This is a genomic window from Intrasporangium zincisolvens, assembly GCF_034724055.1.
Lineage (GTDB): Bacteria > Actinomycetota > Actinomycetes > Actinomycetales > Dermatophilaceae > Monashia > Monashia zincisolvens.
Genome location: NZ_JAWIIL010000003.1, coordinates 266,585 through 291,289, shown reverse-complemented (window position 1 = coordinate 291,289; position 24,705 = coordinate 266,585). Strand labels below are relative to the sequence as shown.

22 protein-coding genes are annotated in these 24,705 nt (G+C 73.8%); 8 read left to right on the top strand and 14 right to left on the bottom strand.

The annotated features are described in order from the left end of the window. Positions 1-39 precede the first annotated feature (39 nt). Positions 40-2,469 carry a glycosyltransferase family 2 protein gene (locus tag RY076_RS09845; protein WP_323097483.1) on the bottom strand — a complete coding sequence of 810 codons (2,430 nt, stop codon included), beginning with the start codon at positions 2,467-2,469 and terminating at the stop codon, positions 40-42. Positions 2,470-2,663: 194 nt separating this feature from the next. Between RY076_RS09845 and RY076_RS09840 the strand changes: the two genes are divergently transcribed. Next, positions 2,664-2,969, top strand: coding sequence for a hypothetical protein (locus tag RY076_RS09840; RefSeq protein WP_323097482.1), 306 nt, complete (start codon positions 2,664-2,666; stop codon positions 2,967-2,969). A gap of 14 nt (positions 2,970-2,983) precedes the next feature. On the opposite strand, the gene RY076_RS09835 is transcribed toward RY076_RS09840, so the two are convergent. From RY076_RS09835 to RY076_RS09815, 5 genes are all read right to left on the bottom strand, one after another. Next, entirely contained in the window at positions 2,984-4,315 is a 1,332-nt protein-coding gene (locus tag RY076_RS09835) for a glycoside hydrolase family 3 N-terminal domain-containing protein (protein ID WP_323097480.1), read from the bottom strand. Between the two features lie 160 nt (positions 4,316-4,475). Further along, on the bottom strand, positions 4,476-6,413 hold the full coding sequence (locus RY076_RS09830; RefSeq protein WP_323097479.1) for a PP2C family protein-serine/threonine phosphatase: 1,938 nt from the start codon (positions 6,411-6,413) through the stop codon (positions 4,476-4,478). A 114-nt stretch (positions 6,414-6,527) separates the two neighbouring features. Beyond that, positions 6,528-6,983: a hypothetical protein gene (locus RY076_RS09825; RefSeq protein ID WP_323097478.1), complete on the bottom strand. Its 456-nt coding sequence runs from the start codon at positions 6,981-6,983 to the stop codon at positions 6,528-6,530. Beyond that, positions 6,980-9,076: a CARDB domain-containing protein gene (locus tag RY076_RS09820; protein ID WP_323097477.1), complete on the bottom strand. Its 2,097-nt coding sequence runs from the start codon at positions 9,074-9,076 to the stop codon at positions 6,980-6,982. The genes RY076_RS09825 and RY076_RS09820 overlap by 4 nt, the downstream gene beginning before the upstream one ends. 206 nt (positions 9,077-9,282) lie before the next feature. Further along, a complete protein-coding gene (locus RY076_RS09815; protein ID WP_323097476.1) occupies positions 9,283-10,281 on the bottom strand; it encodes an SDR family NAD(P)-dependent oxidoreductase in 999 nt (332 codons plus the stop codon). Positions 10,282-10,367: 86 nt separating this feature from the next. Between RY076_RS09815 and RY076_RS09810 the strand changes: the two genes are divergently transcribed. Both RY076_RS09810 and RY076_RS09805 read left to right on the top strand, forming a co-directional pair. Next, entirely contained in the window at positions 10,368-11,552 is a 1,185-nt protein-coding gene (locus RY076_RS09810) for a zinc-dependent alcohol dehydrogenase (protein WP_323097475.1), read from the top strand. Continuing rightward, positions 11,549-12,148 (top strand): hypothetical protein, encoded by a 600-nt coding sequence (locus RY076_RS09805; protein ID WP_323097474.1) that lies wholly within the window; start codon positions 11,549-11,551, stop codon positions 12,146-12,148. The genes RY076_RS09810 and RY076_RS09805 overlap by 4 nt, the downstream gene beginning before the upstream one ends. Here RY076_RS09805 and RY076_RS09800 read toward each other — a convergent pair. After that, entirely contained in the window at positions 12,133-12,738 is a 606-nt protein-coding gene (locus RY076_RS09800) for an NAD(P)H-dependent oxidoreductase (protein ID WP_323097473.1), read from the bottom strand. The genes RY076_RS09805 and RY076_RS09800 overlap by 16 nt on opposite strands. A 72-nt stretch (positions 12,739-12,810) precedes the next feature. Further along, positions 12,811-13,716, bottom strand: coding sequence for an SDR family oxidoreductase (locus RY076_RS09795; RefSeq protein ID WP_323097472.1), 906 nt, complete (start codon positions 13,714-13,716; stop codon positions 12,811-12,813). Between the two features lie 288 nt (positions 13,717-14,004). On the opposite strand from RY076_RS09795, the gene RY076_RS09790 reads away from it, so the two are divergent. Beyond that, complete coding sequence (locus RY076_RS09790) at positions 14,005-14,832, top strand: sigma-70 family RNA polymerase sigma factor (protein WP_323097471.1); 828 nt, start codon at positions 14,005-14,007, stop codon at positions 14,830-14,832. 86 nt (positions 14,833-14,918) lie between these two features. On the opposite strand, the gene RY076_RS09785 is transcribed toward RY076_RS09790, so the two are convergent. The 3 genes from RY076_RS09785 to RY076_RS09775 all read right to left on the bottom strand — a co-directional run bounded on the left by RY076_RS09785 (position 14,919) and on the right by RY076_RS09775 (position 17,030). Next, positions 14,919-15,722 (bottom strand): GAF and ANTAR domain-containing protein, encoded by an 804-nt coding sequence (locus RY076_RS09785; protein WP_323097470.1) that lies wholly within the window; start codon positions 15,720-15,722, stop codon positions 14,919-14,921. Between the two features lie 61 nt (positions 15,723-15,783). After that, on the bottom strand, positions 15,784-16,311 hold the full coding sequence (locus RY076_RS09780; RefSeq protein WP_323097469.1) for an ANTAR domain-containing protein: 528 nt from the start codon (positions 16,309-16,311) through the stop codon (positions 15,784-15,786). After that, positions 16,308-17,030, bottom strand: coding sequence for a GAF and ANTAR domain-containing protein (locus RY076_RS09775; RefSeq protein WP_323097468.1), 723 nt, complete (start codon positions 17,028-17,030; stop codon positions 16,308-16,310). Before RY076_RS09775 ends, RY076_RS09780 begins: the two co-directional genes overlap by 4 nt. 404 nt (positions 17,031-17,434) lie before the next feature. Here RY076_RS09775 and RY076_RS09770 point away from each other — a divergent pair, with 404 nt between their 5' ends. From RY076_RS09770 to RY076_RS09755, 4 genes are all read left to right on the top strand, one after another. Next, positions 17,435-18,406 carry a helix-turn-helix transcriptional regulator gene (locus RY076_RS09770; protein WP_323097467.1) on the top strand — a complete coding sequence of 324 codons (972 nt, stop codon included), beginning with the start codon at positions 17,435-17,437 and terminating at the stop codon, positions 18,404-18,406. A gap of 332 nt (positions 18,407-18,738) precedes the next feature. After that, complete coding sequence (locus RY076_RS09765; protein WP_323097466.1) at positions 18,739-19,890, top strand: acyl-CoA dehydrogenase; 1,152 nt, start codon at positions 18,739-18,741, stop codon at positions 19,888-19,890. Continuing rightward, on the top strand, positions 19,887-21,275 hold the full coding sequence (locus RY076_RS09760) for a bifunctional PIG-L family deacetylase/class I SAM-dependent methyltransferase (protein WP_323097465.1): 1,389 nt from the start codon (positions 19,887-19,889) through the stop codon (positions 21,273-21,275). Before RY076_RS09765 ends, RY076_RS09760 begins: the two co-directional genes overlap by 4 nt. Next, positions 21,272-22,036, top strand: coding sequence for a glycosyltransferase family 2 protein (locus RY076_RS09755; protein WP_323097464.1), 765 nt, complete (start codon positions 21,272-21,274; stop codon positions 22,034-22,036). Before RY076_RS09760 ends, RY076_RS09755 begins: the two co-directional genes overlap by 4 nt. Before the next feature lie 82 nt (positions 22,037-22,118). Here RY076_RS09755 and RY076_RS09750 read toward each other — a convergent pair whose 3' ends face one another. The 3 genes from RY076_RS09750 to RY076_RS09740 form a co-directional block, all read right to left on the bottom strand. Further along, on the bottom strand, positions 22,119-22,688 hold the full coding sequence (locus RY076_RS09750) for a hemerythrin domain-containing protein (RefSeq protein ID WP_323097463.1): 570 nt from the start codon (positions 22,686-22,688) through the stop codon (positions 22,119-22,121). Between the two features lie 99 nt (positions 22,689-22,787). Continuing rightward, a complete protein-coding gene (locus RY076_RS09745; protein WP_323097462.1) occupies positions 22,788-23,522 on the bottom strand; it encodes an alpha/beta hydrolase in 735 nt (244 codons plus the stop codon). Next, the gene (locus RY076_RS09740) at positions 23,519-24,685 is read right to left on the bottom strand and encodes a YihY/virulence factor BrkB family protein (RefSeq protein WP_323097461.1); all 1,167 of its coding nucleotides are present in this window, start codon (positions 24,683-24,685) and stop codon (positions 23,519-23,521) included. Before RY076_RS09740 ends, RY076_RS09745 begins: the two co-directional genes overlap by 4 nt. Positions 24,686-24,705 lie beyond the last annotated feature (20 nt).

Here is a 24,705-nt window from a genome sequence, read left to right as displayed (position 1 = left end):
TCGGCCCACCCGCCTCTCGGCTGGGTGGGCCGACGTGTGTCACGGGACCGGCAACGACACGGAGACCGACGCGGAGACCGACAGCGGGATCGAGAAGGGCGTCGCGAAGGGCGTCGACGACGTGGTCGACGACGGCGTCTTGGTCTTCGTCGGCTTGTTCGTCGCGCCCGGGACCGTCTTGGTCTGCGACGGCTGCGACGGCTGTGACGCCGCGGTAGTGCCCGTCGGCTGCGCCGCGAGCGGTGACGTCGGCGGCGCCGACGTGCGGCTGGAACCCCGGGACACCGTCGACGGGACCGCGCGAGCGGCGCTCGTCGAACCGGCGGTGCTCGTGGCACCGGGCGCACTCGTCGAGCCGACGCCGCTCGCGACGGACGAGCCCGGGGCCGGGGTACCGGTGTCCCCCGGGCCGGTCCCGCCGGAGCCACCCGACGACGGGGCCCACGTGCTGCCGCCGTCGCCCAGTGCCGGGTCTGGCTGGACGGAGACCGTCGTCCGCGGTAGCCCCGGCATCGCACTGGCACGCGGGGCCTGCTCGGAGGCGGGCGAGACGACGAGCACGACGGCACCGAGCACGGCCGCCACCGCAGCCGCCGTCGCGAAGGCGCCACGGGCGCCCCCGGCGCGTCCCCAACGGGCACGCGCGCGCTCGGAGTCGCGCCGCGCCCGCAGGCCCGGCGTCAGGTCGGCCCGCAACGCCGCGAGCGTGCTGGCCGGAGCGGCGAGCCACCCCACGACGGGCACGACGAGCAGCCCCGCCAGCCCGAGCGTCACCAGACCGGGCCGCACGAGCACCGCCGTGAGCATCGCGACCCCGGCCACGACCGCCGACGCGAGCTCGGCGCGGTTGGACCGGACGGCGTCCATCAGCGGTGCGTCGCCCCTGACCTTCGGCGTCCGGAGGGAGACCCCCGCGGGTGCCGTGAGCCCTCGGACCACGGCGAGCGACACGACCCAGCCGAGCGAGAGCCACGTGACGAAGGCGCCGAGCGCGTCCCGCCACGTCGCACGCTGGGTCACGACCTTGACCACGGCGACGGCACGCAGCATCCCGAAGAGGATGACCGCCGGGACCGCGACGAGCACGAGGCCGCTCAGACGCTGCACGACGAGCCCGCTCCCGACGGCCACGTCGAAGAGGCTGACGACGACGACCGCGGCGAAGACGAGCGAGAGCAGGTCGCCGAACCACTGGAGCCCGCCGACGACGTAGGCGAGGCGCTGGCTGCGGTCCATCGGCGTCCGGCTCCACGGCATCAGCGTGCGCCAGTGGCGGCGCAGGATCTGCATGCCGCCGAAGCACCACCGGAACCGCTGGCTCTTGAGCGCCTCGAAGGTCAGCGGCATGATGCCGTGGCCGTAGGAGCGGTCGAGGTGGTGGCCGCTGAAGCCGGCCGCGAGCAGCCGCAGCGACAGCTCGGCGTCCTCCGTGACGCACCGCTCGTCCCAGCCGCCCACGTCGCGCAGCGCCTTGAGCCGGAGCAGGCCCATGGTGCCGCCGAAGACGGCCGCGCCACGCTCGTCACGGGAGGGCTGGGACAGGGAGAAGAAGTAGCCGTAGCTGAAGTACAGACGCCGCAGGTAGCCCGACCCCTCCCAGTCGCGATAGTCCTGCGGGCTCTGGACGAAGGCCACCTGCGGGTCGTCGAACGCGCCGACGGTCTGGCGCAGCCAGTCCGCGTCCACCTGGTAGTCGGCGTCGACGACACCGACGACGAGCGCGCGTGGGTCGGTGACCGTCAGGGCGTAGTTGAGCGCGCCCGCCTTGTCGCCGGGCCAGTCGAGGAGCCGGTGGAACCGGAACACCTCCGGGTGCTCGGCGCAGAAGGCCGCCACCGGGGCGACGAGGGCGTCGTCCTCGGTGTTCTCGTCGATGACGAGCACCTCGTACGCCGGGTAGTCGAGGTCGGCGAGCGAGCGGAGGGTCTCCAGGAGCATGTCCGGCGGCTCGTGGTGTGCCGGCACGTGGATCGACACGAACGGGACGTCGGCGCGGGTGGCGACGACGGCGGTCGTGCCGGGCGCGACCCGGCGGCGCCACTGCCGGCTGCCGAGCACGTCGAAGATCTCCCAGCCGTGGGCGAGGAGCAGCAGGTAGGCGGCGCCCTCGAGCCCGAGGAGCAGCCAGGCGCCGACGAGGGTCACGCCGCTCAGGCCCGAGTCCAGCGTCCACCAGAGCATCGCCACGACGTAGGACAGCCCTGCCGCGACGGTCAGCGACCAGGCGGGGTGGGCCCACACCCCCCACCGTGACGTCTTGCCGAGCCAGGGCAGCGTGGCCACCCAGAGCACGCCGACCGCGAGGGCGATGTCCGGCGCGTCGGTGACGGGGAGCAGGCCCGCTCCGACGAGCCCGAGCGGTACGAGCGGGAACAGCGCTCGCGCCGGCCAGGCGGCGGGGGTGGCGCGACGCACGCGGCCCGACGAGCGGCGTGGTGCGGTGAGGAGGCATCCCAGCGTGGCGAGCACGCTCGATAGGACGGCTTCGAGGACGAGGGAACCCACGACGGCCTTCCGGTCTTCGTCCGGTCCCCTGTGCCCGGATCCGTGCAGATGGACCCAGAGAGTGTAGGAAAACCGCGTGCAGGAGTCGAACCGAGCGGGTACGGCACGCTCGGGAGGAGCGCTCACGGACCCGATCCCCCAGCCCCGAGGAGGCGGCCATGGAGCCGACCACGGACCCGATGGACGACGCCGCGCGCGAGGAGCTCTCCCTCCGGCGCGACGAGCGCCTGCAGACGATCATCAACGACCTCGCCCGCGAGGGCAGCCGCACCCAGCCGGAGGTCGTCCGGGCGCTCACCGAGGCCGTGGACGCGGCGGGGCTCGGACCGATGCCCGACCCGTGGGTCGAGGCCGTCGCCGACGAGGTCGCCCAGGGAAACCCCTACGTCGTGTCCGCGCACGCCGCACGCGTCACCGACGTGCCGGCTCCGCGCACCGACGTGCCGAGCGAGACGATCGACTGACGCGTCGGCGACGCTCAGAGCTGGGTGGCGAGATAGCGCTGGAGCTGGGCGACCGTGCGGGCGTTCCAGTAGGTCGCGCCGTCGCGCGAGATGCCGAGGTAGGACTGCATCGCCGCCGTCGAGCGCGGGCCCCAGACGCCAACGACGGACATCCCGATGCGCGCCTGCAGCGCCCGGATCGTCGCGGTGTCGAAGACGCCCGAACGGGTGATCCCGAGCCACCGCTGGAGCGCGACGACGGTCGAGGTGCCGAGCACCCCGTTCACGGGCGGACGCGGGGCGAGCAGCCCGTCCTGCGCCTTGACGGTGAGCACCCGGAGGGCCGCGGCGTCGACCTCGGCGCGGAAGGCGCTGTCGGTCGCGACCCGCGACATGACGGCCTGGACCATCGCCGGGACCACGGTCGGGTTCACGGTGAGCACGACGTCGCCGCCGGCCCCGATGAAGTCGACCGCGCGTGCCCCCGGCGTCCATCCGGCGACCTGACGCGCGTTGCCGAGGTCGTCGCTGACGACGATCCCGGTGAAGCCGAGGTCGTGGCGGATCATCCCGCCGATGACCGTGGGTGAGAACACGGCCGGGTGCCCGGCGTCGATGCGTCGGTAGTACGCGGAGGACACCATGAGGACGCGTGCGTGGTTCGTCAGGGCCGCGCGGAACGGGACGAGGTCGGCGGAGGTGCGGGTCGTGACCGTGTCGGTGACGCCCGCGGACGTGTCGGTGTTGCCGGTGACGCGGCCCAGGCCCGGGAAGTGCTTGGGCGTCGTCGCCAGGCCCGAGACCTGCAGGCCGCGCTGGAACGACGTGCCCTTGTCGGCGACCACCGAGGGCGTGTAGCCGTACTCGCGCTGGTAGTAGCCGTTCGGAAGGTTGGCGGAGGCGAAGCTCTTCGCGACGGTGTCCATGACCGGGGCGAGGTCGAGGTCGACGCCGGACCGCAGCACCTGCCAGCCCCACGTCGTCGCGTTCGCGGTCAGGGTGGCGTCGGACCAGCCGCCCTGGGTCAGGGCCGTGGGCATCCGCGAGAAGCCGGGCCCCTGGAGCACCTGGACGTAGCCACCCTCCTGGTCGGCGGCGATGAAGAGCGGCACGCCGGCCGTGGCCGCCGACGTGGTGAGCGCGTCGGCGTGGGCGGTCAGGGCCCGCACGGGGGCTGTACCGCTCGTCGTGCGACCGGTGAGCACGAGGTTGCCGACGTGGTAGCGGGTGATCGCCGACTCGGTCGCGCTGCCGAGCCCGGTGGCGGGGCCGCCGACCATGAACAGCTGCCCGACCCGCTGGGCCGTCGTCATCCGAGCGAGGACGGCCCTCGCCTGGTCGACCGGGGTCAGGACCGTGGTGGCCATGGCCGCTGTGTCCGCTGACGCCTCAGGCATCGCGGCTCGGGCCGTGAGGCCGGGAGCGGCTGCCGCCGCGAGGGCAGTTGCGGCACAGGCCGCGAGGAGAGTCGTGCGTCGTGCCGGCATGAGCATCCACCCCTTGTCGATCCCCTGCAGCGACGCGTCTTCAGTCTAGATCTGCCGGACCGGGACCCGGCCGAGTTCCGCGCGGCGTCGCGGTCTTCGAACGAGCCTGGGCCAGAGACCCGCTCGCGACGGGCTCCGTCGTCACCGGCTCGTCGTCGGTGGGCTCGTCGGGCGAGGGCCGGCCCTCGTGCGCGGGGGTCGCACGGACAGCGACGAGCGCGACGTCGTCGGAGCGGTCGGCGTCGCCGAGGACGTCGAGCAGGAGGGCGTCGCATAGGGCCCCGAGGTCGCCGCCGTCCTCCTTCACGAGACGGACCGCACTGGCCGCGAGCCGGTCGAGCCCGTCGGTGATGGCGACGCCGCGTCGCTCGACGAGGCCGTCGGTGTAGAGCAGCAAGGTGGCATCCGGCGGCAGGGCGTGGACGACCTCGGTGTAGCTGCGGTCCAGGGTCACCCCGAGGGGCGGGGAGAGCGCGCCGTCGAGCTGCCGGACCGCCCCGGCGTGGACGAGCAGGGGCGGCGGGTGTCCGGCGCTCGACAGACGCACCGTCCCTGCCGCCGGGTCGGCGAGAAGGTACACGAGCGTGACCATCTCGTCGCTGGTGAGGCGCGCCAGCAGCCGGTGGACGCGGCGCAGCACCCGGACCGGGGACGGGTCCTGGACGGCGTACGCGCGCACGGCCATCCGCACCTGGCCCATCGTCGCCGCGGCCCGCACGCCGTGGCCGGCGACGTCACCGATGACGAGGCCGACCTGCCCGTGCGCCAGCGGGATGACGTCGTACCAGTCGCCGCCCACCTGGACGTCGGTCGTGGCCGGCACGTACCGGGCCGCCACCGCGATGCCGGGCAGGTCCGGGAGCCGGCCGGGCAGCATGCTGCGCTGCAGCACCCCCGCGATCTCGTGCTCGCGCTCGGCCCGGGCCTCCTCGTGGCTCAGCTGCTGCTGCGCCCGCGACCGCGAGCGGATCTCCCGGCGCAGCCGCTCGTTCGCGGCGGACAGGTCGGCGGTCCGCTGCTCCACCCTCTCCTCGAGCTCGCCGGCCCAGCGCGCGAGGGCGGCTGCGGCGTCGAGGCGCTCGCTGACGAGGGAGGCCAGGAAGAACGAGGTCAGCGCGACGCACGCGTTGAACGCCTGCAGGCTCACCATCTGCTCGAGGAGGGTGAGTCCCTCGAAGGGGCCACTCTGGTGGGTCGCAGCCGACGTCGTGACGACCGACGCCACGAGGGCGGCGGGAGCGGCCCCCCGCAGCTGCAGACGCCACGCCGCCCACCCCAGGACCGGCAGCACGAGGACGAGAACCGCCATGGTGGAGAAGGCCGCCCACGCCGAGACGAGCCCGGTGGCGACGAGCACGGCGACACCCTCGAGCCACTGCCGCGGGCCCCACGTGCCGTCGGCGATCAGCGGCAGCGCGAGGAGGAACGGCGTCACGACGAGGACGCCCATGGCATCACCCGTCCACCACACCGCCCACGCGGTGGGCAGCTCGCTCATCGGGATCGCCCCCGACGCCACGAGGGTGAAGGCGCCGACGGTCGCGCTGACGGTCATGCTCGCGAGGGCACCAAGCAGGACGATGGCGAGGGCGTCGCGGAGCCGGTCCAGCTGCCGGCGGAACCCGACCCGACGCAGCAGCAACGCCGCCACGAGCGGAGCCGCGGCGTTGCCCATCGCCGTCACGGCCGCCGCGAGCGGTCCCGTGCTGATCGGCAGGTTGACCGCCAGGGCCGCGAGGCCGACGGCCACCGTGACGGCGGCCCAACGGCGGCGGTCGAGCAGGACGAAGGCGGCCACGGCGATGCCCGTCGGCGGCCACAACGGGGTGACGTTGTGCTCGACCAGCGAGAGTCCGAGCCCGAGGCGCGCGCCGAGGTAGTACGCCGCCCCAACCACCAGGAGCACGCCGAGATCGCCCGGCGTCGGACGGTGGCGGGCCGGGCGCCGCCCGCCGTCCCCGGACGCCGCGTCGCGCATGTGCACATCGTGCTCCGGCGGCGGGCACCGCGTCCTGCAAACGTTGCCCGCCCGTGGGCCGGTGCGCAGGTGAGCCCGGCGGCGGAGCGCGTCGGTCGCCCCGCCACCGGGCGGTCACTTGCCGATGAGCACGCTCACCGAGGTGTTGCCGGTGCAGTCCGGGATCTGCCGGATCGCCCAGCGGCCACGCAACCCGTTGCCGTCGAAGTTGGACTCGGCGTCGCGCTCCTCGACCTCGCCCTCGGACGGGGTCCAGCCGCGCGCCGAGTAGGCGCCTTGCATGTCGGCGAGGGTCTGCTCGAACGCCTTCGGCGAGACGGCCGTCACCACGGTGCGGCCGCCGCTGCGGGCCTCGACTCCGGTCACGACGTACCCCGCGGGCAGCGTTGCCTGCGAGGGGAACCCGTCCGGCAGTGCGACCGGCTTGGCGTCCTTGGCACAGACCAGCGCGGCCTGCGTCGCGCCCGAGCCGGTGGCGGCCATGGCGTCCTCCATCTCGTCACCGCACCCGGCCAGGAGCAGGGCGCCGGCGAGGGCGCCGACGACGAGGCCGACGCCGGCCCTCGTCACCGGCTCACCTGGGTCTGGCGCCGGTTGTCGGCCTCGTCCGACTCGCGGATGCGGTTGTCGGGGTCCGCGACGACGACCACCGCGTGGGTGCCCTTGGCCAGACGCACGCCCGGGAAGGCAACGGCCGTCGACCGGCCTGCCGCGAGGTCTGCCGGGGCCGACGTCGCGACGTTGACGCCGTCGACGAACAGGCGCGTCGTCACGCCGGAGGCTGCCGCCTTGCCCGTGTTGGCCACGGTGGCGGTCGTCGCGTAGAGACCGCCGGCCTTGGCCACGGACACCGCCGTCGGCGTCAGGTTCGGCAGCGCGTCGTAGGCGGAGTAGAGCGTGTTGCCGGCCTGCTGGCGGGCGATGGTGGCGTACGCGTCGAAGTTCTGGGCACCACCGGGCTGGGCGCACGCGCCGGTGCACCCGTCGGCGTAGCCCACCTCGACGCGTCCGGTGCGGTCGACCGTGGCGTCCATGAAGTCGAGCAGGTTGCGGTCGTTGCCGCACGTCGTGCCGCCGGTGCAGATCGAGCCGCGCTGCACCGGGTCGGTCGGTGTCGTGTCGACGGTGACCCAGCTCTTGCCGCCGTCGTAGGTGGTCGACACGTAGAGGTGCCAGTCGCCCTTGAAGTTCGTCGCGTCCTGGTAGTTGCCGGGCGTCGTGCTGCCGATGAAGGCGAACGAGGCGCGGTCGTCGTCACCGGCGACGACGGCCGGGAACACGGTGTTGTGGACGCCGACGCTCGCGCCGACGTTCTGGTCGTCGGTCCAGGTCTTGCCCTTGTCGCGGCTCACGGCGACGCGGGGCGTGCCGTCGGCGGCCTGGTAACCCATGTAGACGGTGCCCTTGGCGCCGATGCCGACGCTCGGGTCGGAGTCGCCCGCGGTGCTCGCCGGGTCCTTGCGCACCGACCACGTCGTGCCGCCGTCCTCGGAGACGGCGACCGCCTGGTTGCCGCCGCACGACTTGTTCGGCACGTAGACGGTGCCGTCGTCCGGGGCGACCTTGACGTGCCCGTGCAGGCCACCGCAGTCGAGGAGCGAGTACATCGGGATGGCCGGCCCGAAGGTCACGCCGCCGTCGTGGCTCGAGGCACAGTTGGCGTCGGCGATGTCCTGGCTGCAGTAGTAGACGGCGTTCGGGTAGGTCGACGTCGGGAGCGCGCCGATCCCGCCCGGCGAGTAGGGGCCTCCGCCGACGGTCTGGTGGTCGACGCCGGAGTTCAGGCCACCGCCCTGGCTCGGCGACCACGTCGTGCCCTCGTCGTCGGAGTAGCACATGAGGGAGGTCTTGCCGGCGAGCTGGCTCTCGAAGACGCGACCGGTCTTCGGGTCGGTGAACCCGATCGGGTCGAGCGACGTGGAGCCGCCGGTGGCGCAGCCCGTGGCCGGCGTGGCCGAGACATCGGCCCACGAGACCTTCGACGGGGAGACGCTGTCGTCCCACGTGGCCTTGTACGTGTCGTAGAGCGCCTGGTAAAAGGTCGAGGTCGTTCCGTGGCTGCTGCCGATCGACGGCTCACCGGCGTCGTGCGCCCGCGCGAACGACTCGGGAGCGCCGTACTGGCTGAAGGTCGGCGGCGTGGCCGTGCCGGGGGCGGGGTTGGCCGGCACATCGGTCAGGCTCGCCGTCCCGGTGATCGACTCGCCGAGCGGGGCGAAGGGCACGACACGCACCGTGTAGTCGCCGCTCGTCGGCGGCACGACGACGACCTCAGGGTCCGAGTTCGACGCGGCGGAGGCGACGACCGCGCCGCTGTGGTCGAGCAGGTAGACGTCGAAGTCGGCGGCCGCGTTGCCCCAGCCGACCTTGACCGTCAGCTGGTGGGTGTCGCCGTAGGTGCTCGGCGTCGACACGTGCAGGGCGAAGTCGTCGCACAGCTGGGGCCCGCACGTCACGTCACCCGTGGTGCCGGTGACGTTGGGGGCGGCGAACGGACCGGCGGTCCACTGGACGCTCGTGCTCGTGTCGGACACCGAGCCGGAGTCGGGCGTCGCCGCGAGCGCTGGTGCGGCGGCGACGAGGCCACCCACGAGGGAGGCCGCCGCCAGGAGCGGCAGGACACGGCCGCGGGCGCGGACCGTGCGGGACGAGGCTGACAGCATGCGTTCTCCTGGATCACGAAGAGATGACGCCCCCGAGGCGTGTGAACTGACCACCATCGGGCGAGAGCACCGGGCTCCCGCTCGCCCGGCACAACGAGTGAGCGGCGGGGCGGGCTACGGACCGGGAGGGTCAAGACTCGGTCAGGAGACGCTGGGAGAAGCCTGAACGCGCGACAGGAGCGCCGACCCGAGGACCTGGGCCGCGGTCACTCCAGGGCCGGCTGCGACTGGTTCGTCTGCGTCGCCGCCCGGTCTCCGAAGGTCGTGAGGCGGTCGACGAGTGGGGACGCCAGGCGTCGAGCCGCCTCGAGGCCGGCGACGGCGCGACGGCTGCCCCGCTCGGGCCGCGCGGGCAGCAGCCGCCCGACGAGCCCGAGCACCCGCGTCGTCGTGGCCGGTGCAAGGCCGCGCACGCGAATGCCGACCCAGGCCAGCGGCGTAAGCACGACCATCGGTCGGCCGGCGAGGACACCGTCGACGATGCGTCGGGCGGCGCGCTCGGCGTCGACCGACAGCAGGGGCAGCGACGCGGCGGGGGCGAACCACGCGTACTCCGCCGGAGCGTCGCCGGAGAAGGAGGCGCGCTGGTGCGAGCCGGTGCGCATGAGCCCCGGCACCACGGTCGTGGCGGTGACGCCCGACCCGCTCAGGGCCGCGGCCAGTCCGTCGGAGAACCCCACCGCGCCGAACTTCGCCGTGGCGTAGGGCAGCAGGTGCGGTGGCGACACCATCCCGCCGATCGAGGTCACGGTGCCGATGTGTCCCCGCCGACGGCGCTGCATGTGCGGCAGCACCGACATCGCGGCGTGGATCGGGCCCCACGTCATCGTCGCGATCGCGTCCTCGAAGTCGCCGAGGGCCATGGCCCGCGCCGGGCCGACCTGGATGATCCCGGCCACCGTGAGGAGCACCTCGATGGGACCCACCTCCTGCTCGACGTCACCGACGAGCGCGCCGACGGCCGCCGCGTCCCTGACGTCGCACACCCGGCCCTGGACCTCACCCTCGGGTTCGAGCTGGTCCACGGCGGAGGCGAGCTCGTCCTCGTCCCGCGCGGCGATGACGACGTGGTGCCCGCGCCCGAGCAGCTCGCGAGCCAGGAGCAGGCCCAGGCCGCGGGAGGCACCGAGCACCACCGCCACCGGGGCTCCGGTGCTGCCGAATTGGGTCGTGCTCTCCACCGTCGTCGCCGGTGCGGTGTCCATGAGTCTCCTCTCGAGGCGTCCGGAGGGCTGTGCCCCGTCCGGGCAACCTGCTGTTTCGAGCGCGACACGCCGGGTAGGTCCCCGCCATGAAGGCTGTCTGCTGGTGGGGCATGGAAGACGTCCGCGTGGCCGAGGTACCCGAACCGACCATCGAACACACGACGGACGCGATCGTCCGCGTCACCTCGACGGCCATCTGTGGCTCCGACCTGCACCTCTACGGCGTGCTCGCGCCGTACCTGCGCCAGGGCGACGTGCTCGGCCACGAGTTCATGGGCATCGTCGAGGAGGTCGGCTCCGGCGTGGGGACGCTCCAGCCCGGCGACCGTGTCGTCGTCCCGTTCAACATCTCCTGCGGGCGCTGCTGGATGTGCGCGCGCGGGCTCTTCGCCCAGTGCGAGACGACCCAGAACACCGAGCAGGGCAAGGGCGCGAGCCTCTTCGGCTACACGAGCCTCTACGGGTCGGTGCCCGGCGGCCAGGCGGAGTACGTGCGCGTGCCGCACGCCGACTTCGGGCCCGTCGAGCTGCGCCACGGGCTGCCCGACGAGCGCTACCTCTTCCTGTCCGACATCCTGCCCACGGCGTGGCAGGCGGTCGAGTACAGCGGCGTCAACGGCAACGACACCCTGGCGGTGCTCGGCCTCGGACCGGTCGGCCAGCTCGCGGTACGCAGCGCCGTGCACCGCGGTGTCGGACGCGTCATCGGCGTCGACCTCGTCGGTGACCGGCTCGACCTCGCGAGGGACAGCGGCGCCGAGGTGGTCGATCTCTCCGCGGTGGACGACGTGGCGGGCGCGCTGCGCGACCTCACCGACGGGCGCGGCCCCGACGCCGTCATCGACGCCGTCGGCATGGAGGCGCACGGCAACCCCTTGTCCGAGAAGGCGATCAAGGCCGCCGCCCGGATGCCCAAGCCCCTCGCCCGCGCTGCCGTCGAGCACGGCGGCATCGACCGGCTCGCGGCCCTGCACACGGCCGTCGACGCGGTCCGGCGTGGCGGGACCCTGTCCATCAGCGGCGTCTACGGCGGCACCGCCGACCCGATGCCGATGATGGACCTCTTCGACAAGGGGCTGACGATCCGCATGGGGCAGTGCCACGTGCGGCGGTGGACCGACGAGCTGCTCGACATCGTCGATGCCGACGACGACGTCCTCGGGCTCGAGTCGTTCGCCACCCACCACGGCGCCCTCGAGGACGCCCCCGACCTCTACCGCACCTTCCGCGACAAGCAGGACGAGTGCCTCAAGGTGGTGCTGCACCCGTGAACCCGCCGACGAGCCCCGACCCGCACGCGTCGCCCGCGTCCTCGGTCGCCGAGACGACGAGCCCCTCCACCCGGGACCAGCTGGTCGTCTACCTGCGCAACCACGACGCGGCCCTCGCGGCCGGTGCCGAGCGGCTCGGGCTCACGGCCCGCAGCCACCTGTACGCCTCGGCGCGGCACGTCCTGGGCGACCTCATGGACGAGGTGCAGGCCGACCGCGCGTCGCTCGGCCGGCTCATGGCTGCCCTCGGCATCCCGCCGAGCCGGGCGCAGCGGGTGACGACGCTGCTCGCGGAGCGGCTCGGCCGGCTCAAGCCCAACGGCTCGTGGTCGCGACGGACCCCGCTCACCGACGTCGTCGAGCTCGAGGCCCTGAGCCTCGCGGCAGTCGGCACGCTGCGCCTCTGGCAGACGCTCCTCGCCTGGCAGCAGCTGGAGGGCCTCGGCCCCCTGACCTCCCGGCCCGATGACCTCGACCTGTCGGCGCTCGTGGCGTCGGCGCGCCGACGCGTCGAGACCCTCGAGCGCCTCCACGACGAGAGCGTGCGCTCACTCGTGCACGGACGCGTGGACCTCGGCGGTCACGAAGGCGGGTAGGGCGCGGCCGCGAGGGTCTTGGCCAGGTGGGCCGCGTTGGCCGCAAGGGTGGCGGTGGTGCTCGCCACGGTGTCCGGCGTCGAGCCGAGGTCCTTGTAGTCGGTGCCGTGCATGGCCTCGCCGTTCCAGTACGTCACCCCGCCGGCGGGGATCGTGAAGCCGACGTCGTTGAGCGACTGGAAGAGCACCGCGCTGATGTGGTGCGCGCCGTCCTCGTTGCCGACGACGACACCGACGGCCACCTTGCCGTACGTGCGCAGGCGGCCCTCCTCGTCCTTCTCGGACAGCTCGGCGTCGAGGCGCTCGAGGACGCGCTGGCACACGCTGCTGTGCTGGCCGAGCCACGTCGGGGTGGCGAGCACGAGGATGTCGCTGGCCATGATCGTCTCCCTGATGCCGGGCCACTCGTCGCCGTCGCCCATGTCGAGCTCGACGCCGGGGCGGACGTCGTGGTCGACGACGCGGACGACCGAGCCGGTGACGTCGTGCCGAGCCAGCTCGTCGAGCACCTGCTGGGCGAGCAGCTCGGTGCTCGACTGGGCCGGTGACGCACTGAGCGTGCAGTTGAGGGCGGTCGCGCGCAGCGGCATGGTGCTCCTTCGGGTCGGGGATGGTCGTCCGTCCCTACCCGTCGTGGGAGACCCCAGTCGTCCGGCGAAGCATCAGAACACCGCGCCGCCACCGGTGACGCCGAGCACCGTGCCCGACACGTAGCTCGCGTCGCGCGGGGAGGCGAGGAAGACGTAGGCCGGCGCCACCTCGGCAGGCTGCCCGGCCCTGCCGAGCGGCGTCTGCGCGCCGAAGGTCTCGATCGTGTCCGCCTCCCGGGTGGCGGGCTGGAGCGGCGTCCAGATCGGCCCCGGTGCCACGGCGTTGACCCGGATGCCCCGCGGGCCGAGCGACGCGGCGAGGTTGACGGTGAGGTTGTTGAGGGCGGCCTTCGTCGCGGCGTAGTCGAGCAGGCTCGGCGACGGGTCGTAGGCCTGGATCGAGGTGGTGTTGATGATGCAGGAGCCCGGCCCCAGGTGCGGCAGGGCGGCCTGGCAGAGCCAGAGCACCGCCTCGAGGTTGGTGCCGAGGACGCGGTGGACGTTCTCGGGCTGAAGGCCCTCGAGTCCCTGGGTGCCCTTGTCCCAGTGGAAGCCGGCGTTGTTGACGAGGATGTCGAGACCCCCCAGGTCGCGCACCGTGTCGGCGACGACCTGCAGGCAGGTCTGGCGCCGGGTCAGGTCTCCCGGTAGCAGGACGCCGTTGCGTCCCTCCCGACGGACCCACTCCAGGGTGTCCTCGGCGTCGGACTGCTCCGGCTCGAGGTAGCTGATCGCGACGTCGGCACCCTCGCGGGCGAAGGCGATGGCCACGGCGCGGCCGATGCCGGAGTCGCCGCCCGTGACGAGCGCCCGCATGCCGGTGAGGCGGCCGTGCCCGACGTAGGTCGTCTCCCCGTGGTCGGGCACCGGCTGCATCCGGCTCGTGAGGCCGGGCGGGTCCTGCTGCTGGGGCGGGAAGCCGCCGCTCGCGTCGTCGCGCACCATGGCCGCGGCGCGCTCGCCGATCTCGGACGTCATGACATCCTCCTGCTGCTCGAGGGCCGGACCAGCGCGCCGGCGTGGACCCCCACGACGTGCTCTCGCCCCGCACCTACCCGCGAAGACGCGCCGCAAACGGAGCGGAGGAGCCCAGGGCTTCGCATTTCGGCTTTTCCACGGTCCCGCGCGGTGCGATGGTCGAGGAAGACCCGAGCGGTCCAATCACGTGCCGACTCTTGTCGTAGCAAACGACGGAGGACCGGCATGACCGTTTCTACCCGTACGCCCACGCCCGCCCGCACCCCGACTCGGGGCGCGAGGACCCCCGTGCGCACCCGCGACGACCTGCAGCGCGAGTCCGCGCGTGTCCACGCAGAGCGCGACGCCCGCACCGACGCACTCTTCGCCGAGCTGCACCTCGTCGAGGACATCGACAGCCCCGACGGGCGCCGTGTCGTCGACCAGATCTTCGCCCTGCACACCGACCTCTGTGACGGGCTCGCCCGTCGCTACTGCAACCGCGGCATCGAGCGCGACGACCTGCTCCAGGTGGCCCGCCTGGCCCTGCTCAAGGCGATCCACCGCTACCGCCCGCGCGTCGGCGCCTCGTTCGCCGGGTTCGCCGTGCCCACGGTCTCCGGCGAGCTCAAGCGCCACTTCCGCGACCACGGGTGGATGGTGCGGCCCTCTCGCCGGGTCCAGGAGCTGCGTCTGACCCTGCGCCAGAAGCGCGAGGTCATCACCCACGAGCTGGGCCGCACCCCGACCCGCGACGAGCTCGCCGACGCCCTGGGAGTCGACACCGTCGCGATGGGTGAGGCGGAAGGATCCGACTCGAGCTTCCGCCCGCTCTCGATCGACCTGCCGACCACGCCGGGCGAGCAGAACCACGTCGCCGACGCCGTGTACGAGGACGACCCCGCCCTCGAGCGGCTGTGCGACCACGTCGACCTCGGCCGCGCCCTGGAGACGCTGCCACCCCAGACGCGCAGGGTCCTGCACCTGCGCTTCGTCGAGGAGCGCACCCAGCGCGAGATCGCCAACGAGCTCGGCGCCACCCAGATGCAGGTCTCGCGGCTCCTCGGCCGGACCTTCCGGCAGCTGCGCGCCGAGCTCGTTGGCGATCTCGGCGAGCCGGAGCCCCTCGCGAGCTGACGTCGCGACCCGAACGTGTCCCCGGGGCTCAAGGGGGGCCCCAGGCCGGGCCCCGGGGACACCCCTCGGTGCCGCGCGCCTGCGGCTCAGCGGCGTCCGGCAGAGCCGGGAGGGCGCGGGCGAGCGGGTGCGCGGAGAGGCGCCGCGACGGCAGGCATCGTCCTGTCGCCCGACGCGAGCACCTCGTCGGCGACGTCGCCGATGCGGCGGCGGCTGCTGCGCGCCGTGGACCGCAGCAGCTCGAACGCGTCCGCCTGGGCCACCCCGGCGCGTGCCATGAGGAACCCGACCGCGCGCTCGATGGGCGCACGGTGCTCGATCGCGTAGGTCAGCTGGGCCGCCAGCTCGCCGGCCCGCTCGGCCGCGACGGCGGCTCGCATGAGCTGCTCGGCGACGTCGGCGAAGCGCGTGAGGGCACCGACGAGGTCGTCACCCCAGACGATCGGGGCCTTCCGGTACACGTTCAACGTGCCGACCGGCGCGCCGTCGAGCTGGATCGGGACCCCGAGCACTCCCCGGATCCCGCTGTCGGACAGGGCTTCTGCCAGCCAGGGCCACCGACCGTCGCCGGCGACGTCGCGAGCCGTGACCGGTACGCGGCGGACGTACGCGTCGATGCACGGGCCCTCCGCGGTCTGCAGCTGCGCGTGCTCGAGGCGACGTCCGGCGTCGTCGGTGGCGACGACGTAGCGAAGCTCACCCGACTCGTCGGCGAGCATGATGCCCGTGCCGTCCACCACGAGCAGGTCGTCGCAGGCCGCGGCGATGCTGCGCAGCGAGGACTGCAGCAGCGCATCGCCGTCGGCAGTGCCGAGGACGGACAGCCGCGCCGCGAGTGCCTCGGGGTTGACGGGCGCGCTGCGTGGCGCGGGCTCGGTCTGGGACGTCATGGGACCTCGCTCGTCGATGGGTTCTCAGGGACGCTACCCAGCGAAGGAGTGATCAGACGCCTCAGTCGAGGTCCTCGGCCCCCGGCAGCAGGCCGGTGCGCACCACCGCTTCAGCCACCTCACGCAGCTTGCGGTTGTGGTTCTGGCTGATGCTCACGAGCAGCTCGAACGCGTCCTCGTGGGTCAGCTGACGGAGCGCCATCAGGACCCCGACGGCGACGCCGATCGTCCGGTTGGTCTCGAGGGCGACGTGCAGGTTGTCACGTTCCAGTCGGAGCTGGACGGCGAGCTGGGCGAGCCGGACCACGGGCCGGGCTGCCCGGTCCGGGTCGCGCAGGTGCCGGACCACGTCGTCGAGCTCCGCCGGGGGCTCGTGGCCCGCCGCGGTGGCGTGGGGGTCTGGCTCCTCGGCAGCCAGTGCGTCCACGAGGCGCTGGATGGCGTCGAGCGCCGCCGGCGAGAGGGACGGACCCAGCCTCGACGCGCCCGCCGGATCGACGTACCGCCCGGACGCTGCCTTCTCGGTCGGCGGCGCCGACGGGGCCGAGGGCAGGGACCCCGCCGCCACCGGCGGTTCGTCAGGGGTCATGCCCTCTCCTCCCCGGGCAGCCGGCCGGTGCCGAGCAGGTGCTCGGCGACGTCGGCGATCTTGCGACGGCTGTTGCGCGCCGTGGAACGGAGCAGGTTGAACGCGGCGGGCTGCGAGAGCCCGTCCCGGCCCATGAGGTAACCGACGCCTCGCTCGATGGGCGCGCGGTAGTCGAGGGCGTAGGACAGCTGGCTCGCCAGCTCCCCCGCGTGGTCGGCGGCCACCGCCGCCGACATCATCGTCTCGGCGACCTCTGCGAACTTCTCCAGCGCGGCCTGCTGGGCGTGGTCCCACGTTCCGGGACGGGCCCGGTAGAGGTTGAGGCTGCCCACGCACACTCCGGCCAGGTGCACCGGCACGGCGAGCACCGCTGCCACCCCGAGCCCGTGGAGCCGGCCACCCAGGTCGAGCCAGCGGGAGTCCCTCGTGACGTCGGGGGTGTCCACGGCGATCTCGTGGGTGAAGGTGTCGATGCACGGGCCCTGGCCGGTCTCGATCTGCGCCTGCTCGAGCAGGGTGCCCGGGCCGTCGGAGGCCGCCGTGTAGTGCAGGTCACCGTGCTCGTCGGTGAGCATGAGGCCGCTGCCGTCGACGTCGAAGAGCTGGTCGCACGCCTCGATGACGCGCTGGAGCGAGGGCCGCAGTGCACTCGGGTCTCCGCGCTGGTCGAGGCGTCGCAGGCTGGCGGCCAGGGCCGCGGAGTTGACGCCGTCGCTCACCGCAGACCCACCGGCTGGGCGTGGGCGCTCATCCTCGGGTCGACCGCACGGTGAGGCTGCGAGGGGCACCGAGGGCGCGCTTGGGCATGTGTGTCTCCGATCCGGGGCACCACGCAGACACGTGGAGCGGGACCGCGGACACAAGGCGGTCGGGCAGAACTGACTGGGCGCGTGGTGGGTGCGCCCGGCCCGAACCTAGACGATGGCCGACGAGCGAGGCAAACGAGTGTCGTCCCACGGCGCCGCGTGTCGTGCTCCCAGACAATCCACAGCCCTCGCAATCACGCCGGGCCCGCGAGGAGCGGTACGGTCGAGGAGATGGCGTGGGGTCAGACCGCGGCCCGCCCCATCCCCTCCCTCGAGGGATCCTCCCGGCCACACGGCCGCAGCGAATGGACCCAGCCATGGACTCCGTGGTCTTCGACAGCACCGACCTCGATCGCATCGAGACCTTCCTCAGCGATGCGTACGCCCCGATGCGTATCGGCAGCACCGCCCCCTCACCACACGCCCACGTCGACCGCGTCGAGGGCCCGGACGACCTGACGGTCGACCACATCGACCTCGGCTTCGAGATGCTCTACGACGTGAGTGCGCTCGGCAAGATCTGCCTCTGCAGCATCGAGTCCGGCTCGGTCGAGGACCACCGCGTCGCCGGTTCGCGTCACGCGACCTCGTTCGGCCCGGGCGAGGTGTTCAGCTTCTCCCCACCCGACCGCGCCTACCGCGGGCGCATCAACGAGGCCCGCTACAGCATCACCATGTTCGACCCCGGCCTGCTCACCGAGGTCGCCGGCGGCCAGTCGGACAACCCCATTCCCGTGCGGCTGCTCGACCACCGGCCGGTCACCCGACGCCGCGGGGAGGCGCTTCGTACCGCCATCGACGACGCGGCCCGGGCCTTGTCGGCCCCGGGGGTCACGCCGCTGGCTCGCGACGCTGCGGCCCGTGACCTCGCGGCGACGGTTCTGCGGACGTTCCCGACGACCGCCGACCAGGGCCCGACCTCGGCCGACCGGGACGACGCCATGGCCTCGGCGTCCCTGTCGCGCGCGCTCGACCTCGTGGAGGCGCACACCGACGAGCCCCTGACGCTGCCCGAGCTCGCGGCCGCCGCCGGTGTGACACCACGGGCCCTTCAGCAGGCGTTCCGCCGGTACCTCGAGACCACGCCGTCGGAGTACGTGCGCCGGGTGCGCCTCGACCGGGCCCACGACGACCTCGCCGCCGGCGAGCGCGACGACGGCACCACCGTCACCGACGTCGCCATGCGGTGGGGCTTCTACCACCAGGGCCGCTTCGCGTCCGCGTACCGCCGCCGGTACGGCGAGGCCCCGCACGAGACGCTCCGGGGCGAGCAGTCGGCACGTCGCTGACGCGGCGGGTCGCCGTCGCGGCGCGTACCTCCTGCGCACCTCCTGCGTGGGTCGTCGCAGCAGGGACGTCCGGCGCATCGGTGGTGCCCACGCTGGGCCCACCACCCGCCCGCGCGTCGCGGCCCATGATCTGCGCCGGATGAATCAGACACCGGTGCCCGGGGTAAGCCGACAACGGCGGCGTCGTCCAGATTCAGAAGCGCAGTCGGGACGGCGTCGTCCTCTAGGCGCCGCGCCCCCGCGCGACCAGCCGCGTCGAACATGCCTCCCCCGGGTAAGGGAGGCACGACCGCAGGGGGTCGTCGACCTCTGCACCGACGATGGAGGACGCCGTGGCCCCGACCGCGACCGCGCCGCACGCCCGTGGAGAGCGGCGCGGATCCCGGGCGGCGCACCGCTCCGACGGCGTCACGGACGACCGCGCCGAACCCTTCGCCCCGGCCATCCACGGCTCGACGCTCGGCCCCGTGGCCGTGCGCCTGCGCGGGCTCGCTCGCGAGCGGGCGGGCGACCCCGACTTCGGGCTCGAAATCGGATCCCTTGTCCCCGAAGCGTTCCCGCTCCCGGGCTCGGGCTCCACGGCCATGTTGTGGGAGGCGCTGGCGAGCGTCGCTGCGGGGGACCTCACCGTGGCTCGCGCTCTGGAGCCGCACCTCGACGCCACGGCCATCCTCGCCGAGGCGGGCGCGTCGGGGCTCGACGTACCTCGCGTCCACGACGGCCAGACGTGGGGCGTGTTCGCGGCCGAGGGACCTGGCACCCGGCTCACCGCGGCGTCACCCGCGTCCGGAGAGCCCGGCCCGGCCCGGCTGAGCGGGACCAAGCCGTGGTGCTCGCTGGCCGGCACCCTGAGCCACGCGCTCGTCACCGCGTGGTGCGACGACGAGCACCGACGCCTCTACGCCGTGGACCTGCGCACCGACGCGACCCACGTCGAACCCGTGCCGTGGGTCGCCCGGGGCCTCTCCGCCGTCCCGAGCGGACCTGTGGCCTTCGACGAGGCCGAGGCCGTACCGATCGGCGAACCCGGTTGGTACCTCGCACGGCCCGGCTTCGCATGGGGCGGCATCGGCGTGGCCGCGGTGTGGTTCGGCGGCGCCTGCGCGGTGGCGGCCCGGCTCTTCGAGCAGTGTCTGCGCCGGACTCCGGACCAGGTCGCCCTCATGCACCTCGGCGCCGTCGACGCCGCGCTCCACGCCGCCTCGGCCACGCTGGCCGACGCGGCTCGGACCGTCGACGCGGGCGAGGCGGTCGGCGACGACGGTGCCCGGCTCGCCCTCCGGGTCCGACGTGTCGTCGCGGACGCCGTCGACGAGGTCCTCGGGCATGTCGACCACGCGCTCGGTCCGGGCCCCCTCGCCCTCGAGGAGGAGCACGCGGCCCGGGTCGCGGACCTGCGCCTGTACGTCCGCCAGGAGCACGCCGAGCGCGACGCCGCGGCGCTGGGACGCAGCCTCCTCGAGGCGTCGGGGGTCACCCCGTGAGCGCGGATGCCGTGACGTTCCGGCACGACGAGCCCGGTACCGGCGAGGAGAACTGGCTCGCCTGCCCGGAGTGGGGCGACCTGCCCCAGCTCGACCTGTCAGCCCACGACGCGCTGGTCGTCGTCGCCGCGCACCCCGATGACGAGACGCTCGGCGCCGGGGGCCTGCTGCGCCTGGCGGCTGCGTCGGGACTGGCGGTCACGGTGGTGCTGCTGTCCAACGGCGAGGCGTCCCATCCGAACTCGCCGACGTGGACGCCCGAGGCCCTGGCCGTGCAGCGCGAGGCCGAGACGCGCGCCGCGGTGGGGATGCTCGCCGCGGACGCGCGGCTCGTCACCTGCGGGCTCCCCGACGGCCACCTCGCCGAACACCTGGACGCGATCGTCGCCGCCGTCGTGGACGCCATCGGCGCGGCGGGTGCCGCGACGCTCGTGGCGGCACCGTGGCGCGGCGACGGGCACCCGGACCACGAGGCAGCCGGCCGCGCGGCCGGCATCGCCGCACAACGCACCGACGCGCGCGCCGTGGAGTATCCGATCTGGCTGTGGCACTGGGGAACCCGCGAAGCAACGCCCTGGGCCGACGCCCTGGTGCTGCCGCTCGACACGATGACGCACCGTTCGAAGTCCCAGGCGCTCGCCGTCCATCGCACCCAGCTCGCGCCCCTGTCGGACCAGCCCGGTGACGAGCAGCTCCTCTCGCCCGGCTTCGTCTCGCACTTCCTGCGCCACCACGAGACCTTCCTGGAACCAGCCGCCGAGCCCGACGCGGCCCTGGACCTGCTGCACCGCGACGAGGCCGACCCGTGGCGGACCGAGACCGACTGGTACGAGGAGCGCAAGCGCGCCGTGACGCTCGCCGCGCTCCCGCGTCGACGTTTCACCCGCGCCCTCGAGGTGGGCTGTTCCGTCGGGACGCTCGCGGCCGACCTCGCGCCCCGGTGCGAGACCCTCATCGCCATCGACGCGAGCGCCGCCGCCGTCGGGCACGCCCGGGCCCGCCTCGGGCACCTGCCCCACGTCAAGGTGAGGCGCGCAGACGCCGTGACCGACCACCCCGAGGGCCCCTTCGACCTCGTCGTGGTGTCGGAGGTCGGCTACTTCCTCAGCCCCGACCGGTTGCGTGAGCTGTGCCGGCTCGTGACGGCCGGCCTGACCGACGACGGCGCCGTCGTGCTCTGCCACTGGCGGCACGAGATCGTCGGGTGGCCCCTGGACGGCTCCGCCGTCCACGACCTCTGGCGGGCGAGCACCGACCTGAGCGTGCTCGTCGAGCACGTCGAGCCCGACTTCCTCCTCACCGTCCTCACCCGCGCGACCCCCACTGACACCGCCCGCACCCTTGGCACGGCTGCTGCCACCGACCCCGAAGGGAGCCGCTCGTGACGCGGACCTCCGCCCCCACCGCGCGCCCCACGGCACTGACGCACGTCGCCGTCGTGGTGCCGGCGCGGAACGAGGAGCGTCTCCTCGGCGCCTGCCTGTCGGCCCTGGCCCGAGCGACGTCGGCGTTGGAGCGGCAGCGCCCCGACCTCGAGGTCGCCGTCGTCGTGGCGCTCGACGCGTGCACCGACCGGTCGGCGCGGGTGGCCGCGGGCTACCCCTGGGTCCGCGTCGTCACGACGAGTGGCGGTGTCGGCCCTGCCCGTGCCGCCGGCGTCGAGGGTGCGGTCCGCCTCATCGGCTGCCGCGACGCCGCGGCGGGCGATCGCGTCTGGGTGGCGTGCACCGACGCGGACAGCCGCGTGCCCGAGGACTGGCTGGCCGTGCACGTGGGGCTGGCCGAGGCGGGCGCGGACGCGGTCGTCGGCACCGTCGAGCCCGACGAGGGGCTCGAGCCGGCCGTTCTCGCGCGCTGGGTGCGCGCCCACGACCTCGCCGACGGCCACCGGCACGTGCACGGGGCCAACCTCGGCGTGCGCCTGTCGACCTACCGTGCCGCCGGAGGCTTCCGCTCGCTGCTCGCGCACGAGGACGTCGCCTTGGTGGACGCGGTGCGCCAGGTCGGCGGGCGCGTCGAGGCCACTGCGGCCGGACGCGTCGTCACCTCCTCGCGCGACACCGGGCGTGCCCCGGAGGGCTTCGCCCACTACCTGCGCGAGCTGCGAGTGGCCACACCCTGGGAGTCCGTCGTCGACCTCGGCTGAGCCGCCCCCGCAGGGCCGCCTCGATCGGAGAGCGAGGCCGCGCGTCCGCGACCGGCTCCGCTTCGTGCCGACCGGCGACGGCTCAGCCCTCGGACTCCTCCTCCTCCTCGGCCTTGGCCTTGAGCTCGCTCTCGATCTCGTCCTTGCCCATGCCCGCGCGACCGTCGATGTCGGCGTTGGCCGCCTGCTGGCGGCGCTCTTCGAGCGTGATGTCGTCGGGTCCGGCGCCCAGGTGCTCGGCCCGGCTGGCGAGGAACGCCTCCGCCAGCTCGACACGTCGGGCCCCGTCGAGACCGGAGCGCATCGCCGGCAGCACCGTCTCCTCCTCCTCCTCGACGTGATGGCTCACCGCGTCGACGAGCTCGGACAGGACGCCGTCGAACTCGCTCGAGTCGGGGTCGCACGCCTGCAACCGCGCGAGCAGCTCGTCGGCCTCGGCATGCTCGGCCTGCGAGTGGGCCACGTCGTCGGCGGCGCCGGCCTCGTCGCGGGCGGCAGGGTAGACCTCGGCCTCCTCGGCGCGGCTGTGCGCGGTGAGGAGGGTGACGAGGACAGGCACGTTCTGCGCCCGGGTCTCCGGGTCACGGAGCAGGGCGAACAGCCGCTCCACCTCGCGGTGGTCGCTCAGGATCAGGTCGACGACATCAGGCACGGGATCTCCTGGGGGATGGGGCTGCTCACGTCACCGACGCGGCTGCCAGGGTCAGCGGGTCGCCCGCTCCGTACCCTCGTCGCCCGGACGCAGACGGCCTCACACCTCGATGAACGCCTCGCCCGCCAGCGCCCGGGCGACGACACCGGCGTACCCGCCACCGACGGGGCGCAGCGGGTCCGGGGAGCGCCCGGGCCCGAGCGTGTCGGCCACGAACGCGGCGGCCAGGCCGTCGAAGACCTCGTGTCGCCGCAGCATCGAGTGCCGGCCCCCGCGGACCGCGATGTAGCCGACGGGCATCCGCGGGGCGAGAGCGCGCGCCACCCGGAAGGCGCGCTCCGGGCTGGCGACCCGGTCGTCGTCGCCGTGCACGACGAGCAGCGACGTGTCCGCGAGGTCGCCACCCGGCGCGTCGGTCGTGTGCACCCAGGGCGCGAGCGCCACGACACTGCGCACGTCCCGGTGGCCGAGCGACAGGATGGCGGCGCGACCGCCGAGCGAGTGCCCCACGAGGCACACCGGGACGCTCCCGTGCCGGGCCCGCAGCGCGTCGAGCGCCCACGCGACGTCCTGGACGGGGGTGTGGCGGGTGTCCCACCCGCGGTAGCTGTTGAGGAGCCGGTGCACCGCGACGCGTGGAGCCGAGCGAGCGATCCGCGAGGCGGTCGGCACGAGCCGCAGCACCGACAGCTGGGCCGGGCTGACCCGCATCGCACCGGGGCGGCTGCCGCCGCCGTGCAGGAGCAGGGCGATGCCCTGCGGATCTCGTGGTACCCGGGTGTCGATGAGCCGCGCGCCGTGGGCGTCTGCCGACCCGGGCGCGCGCGCCGTCACCCCCGGCCCTCGACGCGGTCCCCGTAGCGGTCCTCGTCACGGGCCTCGCCACGGGCCTCGCCACGGCCCTCGCGACGGGAATCGCCACGGGAATCGTCACGGGAATCGTCACGGGAATCGTCACGCCGGTCGGTCCCGTCCTCGGCCCGGCCACCCTCGCGGTAGCGGACGGCGCGCTCGGCCGCGGCGCGTTCGTCCTCGTCCATCGCGCGGGTGTCGCGCGGCTCGGCGAAGGGCTCGACGTGCTCGGGCAGGCCACCGGCGATGGCCCGGCTGCGGTCCAGCTCCGCGTTGACCTCGGCCCCGAGCAGGAGCGCGATGTTCGTCAGCCACAACCAGACGAGGAAGACCACGACCCCGGCCAGCGAGCCGTAGGTCTTGTTGTACGAGGCGAAGTAGGTGACGTAGAGCGCGAACAGCGCCGAGACGACGAGCCACGCGATCACGGCGATGACACCGCCCGGGCTCACCCAGCGCACGCCGCCCTGGCGGGCGTTGGGGCTGGCCCAGAAGAGCACAGCGAGCAGCACCGACAGCAGGACGAGCAGCACCGGCCACTTGGCGATGTTCCACACCAGCACCGTCGTGTCGCCGGCGCCGATGAGGTCGCCGACCTGGTGGGCCACCGGGCCGGAGACGACGACGATCACGGCGCCCACGACGAGCACGACGACGGCCAGCACCGTCACGCCGATGCGGATCGGCACGGTCTTCCAGATCGGCCGACCCTCCGGGACGTCGTAGACGACGTTCGAGGCGCGCATGAACGCGGAGACGTAGCCCGACGCCGACCAGAGGGCCACGAGGATGCCGACGAGGGCCCCGATGCCGGCGCCGGTCCGGTTCGACTGCGCCTGGTGCACGAGCTGCGCGACGAGCTGGGAGCTCGAGCCGGGGGCCAGCGACTGCGTCTGCTGCACGACACGGTCGGCGACGTCCGGCCCCGCCAGCCCCATGGCTGCGACGAGGACGACGAGCGCCGGCGCGAGCGCGAGCAGCCCGTAGTAGGTGAGGGCAGCCGCGAGGTCGGTGAGCCGGTCGCGCTTGAACTCCCTGCGGGCGCGAGCGAGGACGGCCCGCAGCGACTCCTTGGGCAGGTCGGTCGGCGCCTCGGGTTCCCGGCGCTCTGCGACGGGTGCGGTGTCGTGGTCGTTGGTTGCCATGCCCGATGCGTACCCGGCGC

Excerpts from the sequence above, each read along its gene's own strand:
- RY076_RS09840 (WP_323097482.1), top strand. The coding sequence starts at position 2,664 with ATGGAGCCGACCACGGACCCGATGGACGACGCCGCGCGCGAGGAGCTC.
- RY076_RS09835 (WP_323097480.1), bottom strand. The coding sequence starts at position 4,315 with ATGGCCACCACGGTCCTGACCCCGGTCGACCAGGCGAGGGCCGTCCTC.
- RY076_RS09830 (WP_323097479.1), bottom strand. The coding sequence starts at position 6,413 with ATGCGCGACGCGGCGTCCGGGGACGGCGGGCGGCGCCCGGCCCGCCAC.
- RY076_RS09820 (WP_323097477.1), bottom strand. The coding sequence starts at position 9,076 with ATGCTGTCAGCCTCGTCCCGCACGGTCCGCGCCCGCGGCCGTGTCCTG.
- RY076_RS09815 (WP_323097476.1), bottom strand. The coding sequence starts at position 10,281 with ATGGACACCGCACCGGCGACGACGGTGGAGAGCACGACCCAATTCGGC.
- RY076_RS09810 (WP_323097475.1), top strand. The coding sequence starts at position 10,368 with ATGAAGGCTGTCTGCTGGTGGGGCATGGAAGACGTCCGCGTGGCCGAG.
- RY076_RS09800 (WP_323097473.1), bottom strand. The coding sequence starts at position 12,738 with ATGCCGCTGCGCGCGACCGCCCTCAACTGCACGCTCAGTGCGTCACCG.
- RY076_RS09795 (WP_323097472.1), bottom strand. The coding sequence starts at position 13,716 with ATGACGTCCGAGATCGGCGAGCGCGCCGCGGCCATGGTGCGCGACGAC.
- RY076_RS09785 (WP_323097470.1), bottom strand. The coding sequence starts at position 15,722 with ATGACGTCCCAGACCGAGCCCGCGCCACGCAGCGCGCCCGTCAACCCC.
- RY076_RS09780 (WP_323097469.1), bottom strand. The coding sequence starts at position 16,311 with ATGACCCCTGACGAACCGCCGGTGGCGGCGGGGTCCCTGCCCTCGGCC.
- RY076_RS09770 (WP_323097467.1), top strand. The coding sequence starts at position 17,435 with ATGGACTCCGTGGTCTTCGACAGCACCGACCTCGATCGCATCGAGACC.
- RY076_RS09740 (WP_323097461.1), bottom strand. The coding sequence starts at position 24,685 with ATGGCAACCAACGACCACGACACCGCACCCGTCGCAGAGCGCCGGGAA.